General features: G+C 58.9%; 9 protein-coding genes. 4 read left to right on the plus strand and 5 right to left on the minus strand.

Annotation, left to right across the window (positions count from 1 at the left end; all coding sequences use genetic code 11):
* Window positions 1-141 precede the first annotated feature (141 nt).
* The 3 genes from AAAU26_RS01215 to AAAU26_RS01225 all read left to right on the plus strand — a co-directional run bounded on the left by AAAU26_RS01215 (window position 142) and on the right by AAAU26_RS01225 (window position 2,769).
* Entirely contained in the window at window positions 142-345 is a 204-nt protein-coding gene (locus AAAU26_RS01215; protein ID WP_158395977.1) for a DUF896 domain-containing protein, read from the plus strand.
* A 195-nt stretch (window positions 346-540) separates the two neighbouring features.
* Window positions 541-1,836: an adenylosuccinate synthase gene (locus tag AAAU26_RS01220; RefSeq protein ID WP_158395979.1), complete on the plus strand. Its 1,296-nt coding sequence runs from the start codon at window positions 541-543 to the stop codon at window positions 1,834-1,836.
* Window positions 1,837-1,869: 33 nt separating this feature from the next.
* A complete protein-coding gene (locus AAAU26_RS01225) occupies window positions 1,870-2,769 on the plus strand; it encodes a DegV family protein (RefSeq protein ID WP_227619703.1) in 900 nt (299 codons plus the stop codon).
* A 57-nt stretch (window positions 2,770-2,826) separates the two neighbouring features.
* Here AAAU26_RS01225 and AAAU26_RS01230 read toward each other — a convergent pair whose 3' ends face one another.
* From AAAU26_RS01230 to cysK, 3 genes are all read right to left on the minus strand, one after another.
* Window positions 2,827-4,143, minus strand: coding sequence for an HlyC/CorC family transporter (locus AAAU26_RS01230; protein ID WP_227619704.1), 1,317 nt, complete (start codon window positions 4,141-4,143; stop codon window positions 2,827-2,829).
* A 177-nt stretch (window positions 4,144-4,320) separates the two neighbouring features.
* On the minus strand, window positions 4,321-6,933 hold the full coding sequence (clpB, locus tag AAAU26_RS01235) for an ATP-dependent chaperone ClpB (RefSeq protein WP_227619705.1): 2,613 nt from the start codon (window positions 6,931-6,933) through the stop codon (window positions 4,321-4,323).
* 263 nt (window positions 6,934-7,196) lie between these two features.
* Window positions 7,197-8,129 (minus strand): cysteine synthase A, encoded by a 933-nt coding sequence (gene cysK, locus AAAU26_RS01240; RefSeq protein WP_207677572.1) that lies wholly within the window; start codon window positions 8,127-8,129, stop codon window positions 7,197-7,199.
* A 275-nt stretch (window positions 8,130-8,404) separates the two neighbouring features.
* Between cysK and AAAU26_RS01245 the strand changes: the two genes are divergently transcribed.
* Entirely contained in the window at window positions 8,405-8,836 is a 432-nt protein-coding gene (locus AAAU26_RS01245) for an RrF2 family transcriptional regulator (RefSeq protein ID WP_158403455.1), read from the plus strand.
* Window positions 8,837-8,894: 58 nt separating this feature from the next.
* Here the strand turns inward: AAAU26_RS01245 and AAAU26_RS01250 are convergent, their stop codons facing one another.
* Both AAAU26_RS01250 and AAAU26_RS01255 read right to left on the minus strand, forming a co-directional pair.
* Window positions 8,895-10,034, minus strand: coding sequence for a trigger factor (locus AAAU26_RS01250; RefSeq protein ID WP_227619706.1), 1,140 nt, complete (start codon window positions 10,032-10,034; stop codon window positions 8,895-8,897).
* A 59-nt stretch (window positions 10,035-10,093) separates the two neighbouring features.
* A partial coding sequence (locus AAAU26_RS01255) for a hypothetical protein (RefSeq protein ID WP_227619707.1) occupies window positions 10,094-10,328 on the minus strand: 235 nt, incomplete at its 5' end.

Raw genomic sequence — 10,328 nt, forward strand, 5'->3', positions numbered from 1 at the left:
GCCGCGGCCAGCAGGATGCGAGGCCCGCACCAAGGGCCGAAGCAGATGCTGGGAGCCGCAACCCGGGCAGTGGCACGGCGTCAGCCGTGACGGAGAGGTTGAGTATTTTTCTAATTATACCACAAACGGAGGAAAACTTCGATGACCAAAGAAAAGATAGCCCGCATCAATGAGCTGGCACACAAGAGCAAGACCACCGGCCTGACGGAGGCCGAAAAAGCCGAGCAGCAGGCTCTGCGCAAGGAGTATATCGAGGACATGAAGTCCAGCCTTCGCGCCCAGCTGGAGCGCACCTCCATCAAGGAGCCGGACGGAACCATCCACAGAGTGAGCAAAAAGAACTGAACCGGGAGGAAAAAGTCGTACAAAACCGCTTTTTCCTCTTTTTTTGTGGGCGAAAGAGTGCTATACTTATACTCGAACTGTTGCGTGCTCCGGCAGGAGCTGCGCGGCAGAAAACAAGTTTCCCAAGGCGGCGTATCCCGGGCAGGGTGCGCGGAAAAGGCCGCCTTTTGAAAAATAATAAAGAGGTCATTTATTATGCTTACTGCAATTACGGGTATCAACTGGGGCGATGAGGGCAAGGGCCGCATGGTCGACCTGATCAGCCAGGAGTACGATATTGTTGCACGCTATCAGGGCGGCAACAATGCTGGTCATACCGTCAAGAACGAGCGGGGCAAGTTCGTGCTGAACCTGCTGCCCTCCGGTATCCTCCGTCCCAATGTTGTCTGCGTGATGGGCAACGGTATGGTCATCGACCCCCACCATCTGGACGGTGAGATCAACAAGCTGCGCGAGCAGGGTATCTCCATCACCCCTGCCAACCTGAAGATCTCTGACCGCGCCACCATCACCATGCCCTACCATGTCGATCAGGACGGTCTGGAAGAGGCACGTCTGTCCAAGACCGGCGCACAGTTCGGCTCCACCAAGCGCGGCATCGCCTACACTTACGGTGACAAGTACATGAAGAAGACCCTCCGCATGGGCGACCTGCTGCATCTGGACGACTCCGTCAAGAAGCGCCTGGTCACCATGGTGGACTCCAAGAACCTCGTCATGGAGGGCAGCTACAACGCCGCTCCCATCAGCGTGGATGAGATGTGGGCATGGCTGGAGAAGTATGCCGCCATCTTCAAGGACTACATCTGCGATGTGGGCCAGTATCTGGCTGACGCCGATGCCGCCGGCAAGAAGGTGCTGTTCGAGGCCCAGCTGGGCGCTCTGCGCGACATCGACTTCGGCATCTATCCCTACACCACTTCCTCCAACACCATCGGCGCTTACGCCCCTATCGGCGCAGGCATCCCGGGCCACAAGCTGACCAACTCCGTCGGCGTCATGAAGGCTTATTCCTCCTGCGTCGGCGACGGCCCCTTTGTCACTGAGCTGGCCATGACCGAGGAAGAGAAGCACGCTCTGCGTGAGGCCGGCCACGAGTACGGCGCTGCTACCGGCCGTCCCCGCCGCGTCGGCCCCATCGACCTGGTGGCAAGCCGCTACGGCGTCTTCTGCCAGGGCTGCGACGAGGTCGCCCTGACCCTGCTGGACGTGCTGGACTACATGGAGAAGATCCCCATGGTCACTGCTTACAAACTGAGCGACGGCACCACCACCACCCGCTTCCCCATGGGCGAGGCTCTGGACACCGCACAGCCGGTGGTGGAGTATCTGCCCGGCTGGCACTGCGACATCACCGCCGCCCGCAAGTGGGAAGACCTGCCCAAGGAGGCCCAGAACTACGTCGAGTATCTGGAAAAGGCCGTGGGCTGCAAGATCACCTATATCTCTGTGGGCGCAGAGCGTGAGGCATACATCCACCACGTGGTCTAAACCCTGAATTCACCGGAAAGAAGGATGCCGCTAATGTTTGACATCATCGCCGACAGCGCCTGTGACTTTACGCCGGAAATGGCGCAGAAGATAGGCGTGGAGATCGTGCCGTTCTATGTTTCGCTGGACGGTGAGCACTACCGCAAGGAGGGCAAGGAGATCGCTGTGCGGGATTTCTACCAGTTCATGGTGGACAACCCCTCTGCCTACCCCAAGACCAGCCTTGCCTCCATCGAGGATTTCGAGGAGGTGTTCCGCCGTCAGGCTGAGGCCGGCCGCCCCACCCTCTGCCTCTGCTTCACCGGCAAGATGAGCGGCTGCGTGGGCAGCGCCCGCAACGCCCGGGAGCTGGTGCTCGAGGACTACCCCGACGCGAAGATCGAGGTGATGGACTCGGCAGCGGCTACTGTCACTGAGGCGACTATGGTGGAGAACGCTGTGGCCATCCGCGACGCAGGCTGCACGCTGGACGAGGCGGTGACCTGGCTGGAAGCGGAAAAATCCACCAACAACATCTTCTTCACGGTGGGCAACCTCGATTACCTCATCAAGGGCGGACGCATCGGCAAAGTCTCTGGCCGGGCGGCGAACTTCCTGGGCATCAAGCCGATGATACTCTTCAAAGACGGCGAGATCTTCTCGGGCGGTGTGGCCCGGGGCCGTCAGAAGAGCTTTGAGAAGGCCCTTGAGCAGATGATGAACTATCTGGACGCCAACGGCGGCACGCCCGACGACTACCGCATCATCGTGGGCTACGGCTACGATGAAGAAGAGGGCAAACGGCTCTGGATGCAGACCCGTGCCGCCCTGCGTGCCAAGTACCCCGCCGCACAGTGCGAGGTGGGCCTGCTGCAGATCGGCTGCACCATCGCGGTCCATACCGGCCCCTATGCGCTGGGCATGGGTATCATGCGCCGCTGGAAAAAGCAGTAATAGCCGGATCAAAAAATCCTCTCCCATCGGGAGAGGATTTTTTTGTGTTATAGAGTGTTATCGGCCCTCGGTGCGCTGCGCCAGACGGGAAAAGCGTTTGTCTTTGTCCTTTTCGTCGTCCTGCGGGGCAGGTGCGGTGTGGGTGAACCGGACTTCGGTGACGCGGCGGCGGGCCGTGCGGGTCACGACGCCCTCGTAGTCGTTCAGCTGGAAATGATCGCCCACCTTGGGCAGATGGTGGGTCTTTTCCTGCACGAGGCCGTTTACGGTGTTGGAGTCGATGTCTTCATCCTCGGGCAGGTCCAGCGTCTCGTAAAGGTCGTCCACGCTGGCCGAGCCGGACACGAGCCAGCTGCCGTCCGACTGCTGGCGGAAGTCCTCAGTGGCCTCGTCGTGTTCGTCCCAGATCTCGCCCACAAGCTCTTCCAGAATGTCCTCGAGGGTGATGATGCCCTCGGTGCCGCCGTATTCGTCCACGACGACTGCCATGTGATGGTGCTGCTCCCGCAGGGTGCGCAGCAGCTGGGAGATCTGGGTGGAGCCGGTGGTGTAGAGGGTGGGAGCGATGAGGTCCTCCATCGTGACGGACTTTTTCAGACGGGCGATGTAGAAATCCTTCTCATGGACGACGCCGATGATGTTGTCAACGGTGTCGTGATAGACGGGCAGGCGGGAATAGCCGGATTCCGCGAACGTCTGCGCAAGCTCTTCCAGCGAAATATCGTCCTCCACGGCCACCACGTCTACACGGGGCGTCAGGATCTCTTCCACCTCCACGTCGTCGAACTCGATGGCGCTGCGGATGAGCTGGCTTTCCCGGTCGGTGAGCTCACCGTCGTTCTCGGCTTCGCTCACCATGGTGATGAGCTCACCTTCGGTGATGGCGTCGCTCTCACTGCTGTGGACGAAGCGTCCCAGCAGCTTCTTCCACTGGCTGAACAGCCAGGTCAGCGGGGTGAGGAGGGTCATCAGCAGGTTCAGCACCGGCGATACAGCGGTTGCGATGGTCTCGGGCATCTCCTTGGCGAGGGTCTTGGGAGTCACTTCGCCGAAGATGAGGACGACTACCGTCAGCACGATGGTGGAGGTGGTGGCGCCCCGCTCTGCACCCAGCCACTTGGTAAAGAGGACGGTGCCGATGGAAGCGGCGGCGATATTCACGATGTTGTTGCCGACGAGGATGGAGGAGAGAAGCTTGTCGTACTTCTCGGCCATCGCCAGCACCCGGGCGGCGGAAGTGTCGCCTTCCTCAGCGCGGCTTTTCAGGCGTATCTGGTTCAGGGAAGAAAATGCGGTCTCGGAGGCGGAGAAGAATGCGGAAAACGCGATCAAAACGATCAGCGCCACCAAGAGCGTTATACTGCCATCGTCCATAATAAAGGTTGCTCAACTCTACTTTCTTATAATAATATGTTAACCAAAAAGTGCTTTCCACCGTTGCCTTCGACGATGAAAAGCACTTTGTTCAACGCCTATAATATCATATTCCACCCGCCGGTGCAAGCGTTCCGGTCAGGAGGAGGGATAAAATAGGTAAAAAGTCTGCGGTTTTCAGCGGAGCACAAGGCCCGTGCCGTCGTAGTCCACCGTCAGGGTCGCGCCCTCGGTGTAGCTGCCCTGAATGATGGCCTTTGCGATGAGCGTCTCCACACGGCTCTGGATGAACCGCTTGATGGGACGTGCGCCGTAGACGCTGTCATAAGAGGAATCAATGATGAAGTCCTTGGCAGCCGTGGTGACGTCCAGCTTGAGGTGCTTGCCCTCGTCCATCCGCTTGCGCAGATCTTCGAGCTGCAGGTCCACGATCTTGCGGGTCTCGTCCTTGGTGAGGCTCTTGTAGTAGACGATCTCGTCCAGACGGTTCAGGAACTCGGGACGGAATTTGCTCTTCAGCAGCAGATCGATCTGCTTGCGGGCGTCCTCGCTCAGCTCGTTGGAGCCCTCGGCGCGGCGCTGCTCCAGGTCGTTCAGGATGATGTCACTGCCGAGGTTGGAGGTCAGGATGATGACGGTGTTCTTGAAGTCCACCGTGCGGCCCTGACTGTCGGTGATGCGGCCATCGTCCAGCACCTGCAGCAGGATGTTGAAGACGTCGGGGTGAGCCTTTTCCACCTCATCGAACAGCACGACGCTGTAGGGTTTGCGGCGGACGGCCTCGGTCAGCTGGCCGCCCTCTTCATAACCGACGTATCCCGGAGGCGCGCCGATCAGGCGGCTGACGCTGAACTTCTCCATATACTCGGTCATGTCGATACGCACCATGTTCCGCTCGTCGTCGAACAGAGCCTGTGCCAGAGCTTTTGCCAGCTCGGTCTTGCCGACGCCGGTGGGGCCGAGGAAGAGGAAGCTGCCAATCGGGCGGTTGGGGTTTGCGATGCCGGCGCGGCTGCGCAGGATGGCTTCGCTCACCTTGGTGACGGCCTCATCCTGGCCGATGACTCTCTTGTGGAGCACATCGTCCAGATGCAGCAGCTTCTCGCGCTCACCCTCCACCAGCTTCTCCACGGGGATGCCGGTCCAGCGGGCCACGATGCGGGCGATCTCCTCGTCGGTCACGCGGTCGCGCAGCAGGCTGTCTTCCTTCTTGGCGGCGGCGATCTTCTCTTCTTCTTCCAGCTGTTTCTGCAGCTGAGGCAGCTTGCCGTATTTCAGCTCAGCGGCCTTGTTCAGATCGTATTCGCGCTGTGCCTTCTCGATGGCGGCGTTGGTCTGCTCGATCTGCTCGCGCAGAGACTGCACCTTGCCGATGGCATTCTTCTCGTTTTCCCACTTTGCCTTCATGCTGTGGAACTTATCCTGCAGCTCGGCCAGCTCTTTTTCGAGGTCGCGCAGACGGCTCTGACTCAGAGCGTCGGTCTCCTTTTTCAGGCTGACCTGCTCGATCTGCAGCTGGGTGATGCGGTGGGCGAGGTCGTCCATCTCGCTGGGCATACTGTCCATCTCGGTCTTTATCATGGCGCAGGCTTCATCCACGAGGTCAATGGCCTTATCGGGGAGGAAGCGGTCGGTGATATAGCGGTCAGAGAGGGTGGCGGCGGCAATCAATGCGTTATCGCTGATCTTCACGCCGTGGAACACCTCGTACCGCTCTTTCAGGCCGCGCAGGATGGAGATGGTGTCTTCCACAGTAGGCTCATCCACCTGAACCGGCTGGAAGCGGCGCTCCAGAGCGGGGTCTTTCTCGATATACTGGCGGTACTCGTCCAGCGTGGTCGCGCCGATGCAGTGCAGCTCGCCGCGAGCCAGCATGGGTTTCAGCAGATTGCCGGCATCCATTGCGCCGTCGGTCTTGCCGGCACCCACGATGGTGTGCAGCTCATCAATGAAGAGGATGATCTTGCCCTCGCTCTTCTTCACCTCATTCAGGACGCTCTTCAAACGCTCCTCGAACTCGCCGCGGTACTTTGCGCCAGCCACCAGAGCACCCATGTCCAAGCTGAACACGGTACGGTCTTTCAGGTTTTCCGGCACATCGCCCCGGACGATACGCTGGGCCAGACCCTCGGCGATGGCCGTCTTGCCGACGCCCGGCTCACCGATGAGGCAGGGGTTGTTCTTCGTTTTACGGGACAGGATGCGGATGACATTTCGAATTTCCTGGTCACGGCCAATGACGGGGTCCAGCTTCTGCTTGCGGGCCAGGTCAACGAGGTCCTGACCATACTTCTGCAGGGCATTGTAGGTGTCCTCGGGGTTGTCGTTGGTCACGCGCTGGTTGCCGCGCACGGCGGTGAGCTGCTGTAAGAACTTATCCTTCGTGATGCTAAAGGCGCGGAACAGCTCGGAGGTGTTCTGGGTCTGCTCGTCCAGCAGGGCGAGGAAGATATGCTCGACGCTGACGTAGTCGTCCTTCATGGCCTTGGCCTCGCGGGCGGCGGCGCTCAGCACCTTGTCGGTGGCCTGCGAGATATAGACCTTGTCGGGGTCACGGCCAGAGCCGGACACCCGGGGCATTGCGGAAAGCTTTTCGGCCACAGCGGCGGAGAAGCTGCCTGCGTCCACATTCAGTTTCTGGAGCAGCTGGGGGATAAGGCCCTGCTCCTGTGTCGCCAGAGCGTGGAGCAGATGCTCCGGCTCCAGTGCATTATGCTGATACTCCACAGCCAGCTGCTGCGCAGCCTGCAGAGCCTCAAGGGTCTTCTGGGTATATTGACTGGTATTCATAAAGTCAAGCCTCCATTCATACCGGAAGTTGAGATCTGATGTCGGATGAGAGATTACATTCTGTTGATTTAGCACTCTTACTCATCGACTGCTAAAAATATACTCCAAACACGCTGCAATGTCAATAGGCAAAACCCGGAAGAGCCTCGGATTCACAAAAAGTTTGCAAAAATGAAAAAAATCACACCATATCGTCTCACGAAGGCAAACAAAAAGCCCCTGCCGGGCGAAAAGCCACAGCAGGGGCGGAAGGAATGAGAGAATCATTCAGCAAACAGCGGGGTGGACAGATAACGGTCGCCGGTGTCGGGCAGCAGGACGACGATGTTCTTGCCTGCGTTCTCGGGACGCTTTGCCAGCTGGATGGCAGCCCAGACAGCAGCACCGGAAGAGATGCCCACCAGAACGCCTTCCTTATGGCCGATCAGGCGGCCGGTGGCAAAGGCGTCGTCATTTTCGACGGTGATGATCTCGTCGTAGACCTTGGTGTCCAGCACGTCGGGGACGAAGCCTGCGCCGATGCCCTGGATCTTGTGCGCACCGGCGGTACCCTTGCTCAGGACAGGGGAGGTAGCGGGCTCGACGGCCACGACCTTGACGCCGGGATTCTTGCTCTTGAGGTACTGGCCCACACCGGTGATGGTGCCGCCGGTGCCGACGCCGGCTACAAAGATGTCAACCTTGCCGTCGGTGTCGTCCCAGATCTCAGGGCCGGTGGTGGCGATATGAGCCTTGGGGTTGGCCGGGTTGACGAACTGGCCGGGGATGAAGGAGTTGGGGATCTCTTTTGCCAGCTCGTCGGCCTTGGCGATAGCACCCTTCATGCCCTTGGCACCCTCGCTCAGCACCAGCTCTGCGCCGTAAGCCTTCATCAGCTGGCGGCGCTCGACGCTCATGGTCTCGGGCATCACGATGATGATGCGGTAGCCCTTGGCAGCTGCCACGGCAGCCAGACCGATGCCGGTGTTGCCGGAGGTGGGCTCGATGATGACGGAGCCGGGCTTGAGCTTGCCGGAAGCCTCGGCGTCATCGATCATGGCCTTGGCGATACGGTCCTTGACGGAGCCGGCGGGGTTGAAGTATTCCAGCTTTGCCAGAAGCTTGGCAGAAAGGTCTGCATCCTTCTCGATATGGGTCAGCTCCAGCAGCGGGGTGTGGCCGATCAGCTGGTCTGCGGAAGTATAGATCTTGCTCATAATAGTAAACCTCCCTATTGCGGGCGATGCGCCCGGCTGCACCGGATAAAGCCGGCGTCGTCTCGATGTCCCTCATATTCCCGTTAAACCAATGTGATTTGTGGGTTTGGCTGTATTATAGCCTCCTTTGGGGCAGTTGTCAATGAGAAATCGAAAATTTCTGATTGAAAAGTTATAAACCCTGTTGTATAATAGGTTAAAATGAACGGAGGCGTGTTCCGCAGCTGACCCGGCTGTATCACAATAATAACAGGAAAGAAGAGAAAGGAATGTCTATGATCGTTTCCACCAAGGGGCGCTATGCGCTGCGTGTGATGATAGATTTGGCTGAGCACCGCTCTGAAAAATATGTCCCGCTGAAAGAGGTCGCCGCCCGGCAGGAGATCTCCGAAAAATACCTCGAAAACATCCTCAAGGTTCTGGTGCAGAACGGCTTCCTCGAGGGCCTGCGCGGCAAGGGCGGCGGCTATCGTCTGACCCGCGAGCCCGACCAGTACACCGTGGGTGAGATCCTGACTCTTACCGAGGGAAGCCTTGCACCGGTGAGCTGTCTTGCACAGGGCGCGGCATCCTGCCCCCGGATGAGCAGCTGCCGCACGTATGATATGTGGAAGGGCCTCGATGACCTCATTGAGGACTACTTTGGAAAGATCACCCTTGCCGACCTCGCCGCACCCGATGAGGCAGGCAACGACTATGTTATCTGAATGATGAGCAAAAGAAAATCCCTGCCATCGGCAGGGATTTTCTTATGTGCAGATCGGATCAGGAAACGACCGCGCCGCTGGTCAGCGTGCTGGTGACAGCGTCCATCAGGGCCACCATGGTGCAGTAGTTCTGGCCGTAGGTGTCCGCATAGGCGGAGTAGGTGTCGATCTGCTCCTGAGTGGGGGCGATGTCCAGAGACTCGGCCACGGCCTGATAGAGCAGAGCTTCCTTGGAGTAGTCTTCCAGATTGCTCTCGAGGTGGGCCAGCATGGCGTCGGTGTTCTCGTAGCCCAGCAGATTCTGGACGAGGCCGTCGAGGTCATAGCCGTAGTAGCCCGCCAGCGTGCTGTAGTAGTTCAGGCACTGGTTGACCTGATAATCCATCACCTGCTGAGGGATGGACTTGAAGGTGGAGTTTTCCAGCAGATCGTCCATGACGGCGGTGTTGAGGTTGGAGGTGTAGAGCTGATCCTGATAGTAGGCGCGCAGGGCCTCCACGGTGTAGATGTTGTTGGAGATGCCGAAGGTGCTGGCCACCCAGCTGTCGGTGAGCTCGGGCAGGACGCTTTCGCTGATGTAGTTGAGGGTCACGGTAAAGACGGCTTTCTGGCCGCTGAGCTTCACAGCATTGCCGTTGGCGTCGGTGGAATCGCTGTAGCCGTCGGGGAAGGTGACGTTGACGTCGAAGGTCTCGCCGGGCTTGTGGCCGATGATCTGGTCTTCAAAGCCGTCGATGAACGTGCCGCTGCCCAGCGTCAAATCGTAGTTCTCGGCGCTGCCGCCGGTGAACTCCACGTTGTTCACAGAGCCGACATAGTTGATGTTCACGGTGTCGCCGTCGGCGGCAGCGCGGTCGGTGATGTGCTCGGTGGAGGAATACTGGCTCAGCAGATCGCTGATCTGCTCCTCCACTTCCTCGCTGGTGGGCTCGACGTCCGAGCGCTTGATGGCGACGGATGCAAAGTCTTCGGGCAGGGTCACATAGTCCAGAGCGCGGATGCCCTCCCAGTAGCCTTTCTCATCCAGACCATCGCTGTAGTTGAAGTTCTGGTAGTCGTAGTCGGACGCGCTGCCGAGTGCGGAAGAAGATGCCGTGCTGGATGCAGCACTGTCGGCCTTGCCGCCGCAGGCAGCGAGGCTCAGCGCCAGAGCGCCGGCGCAGACAAGGCAGAGTGCCTTGGTGAAAATACGCTTCAAAAGAATTCCCTCCTGTTGGTAGACCGGTATTTTGCCGGTGGTTCGAAAAACAACCTCTATTATATCGGGTAAAAATGAAAAAGAAAAGTTTTTTGCAAAATTTCCACACTCTCCCCGCCCTTTGTCGGACTTTTGGGGCCGGAGAGTGCGAAAAGGCGGAAAATCGGTGGAAATGGGGAGGGGGTTCTGATACAATGAGAGTAATAATAAGGAATAACCTCTCCGGCATTGCTTCGCAATGCCACTGCCCGGGTTGCGGCACCCAGCATCCGCAGCGCTTTGCTTGCGTCTTGC

Source organism: Faecalibacterium longum (assembly GCF_040094125.1).
GTDB classification, from domain to species: domain Bacteria; phylum Bacillota; class Clostridia; order Oscillospirales; family Ruminococcaceae; genus Faecalibacterium; species Faecalibacterium longum.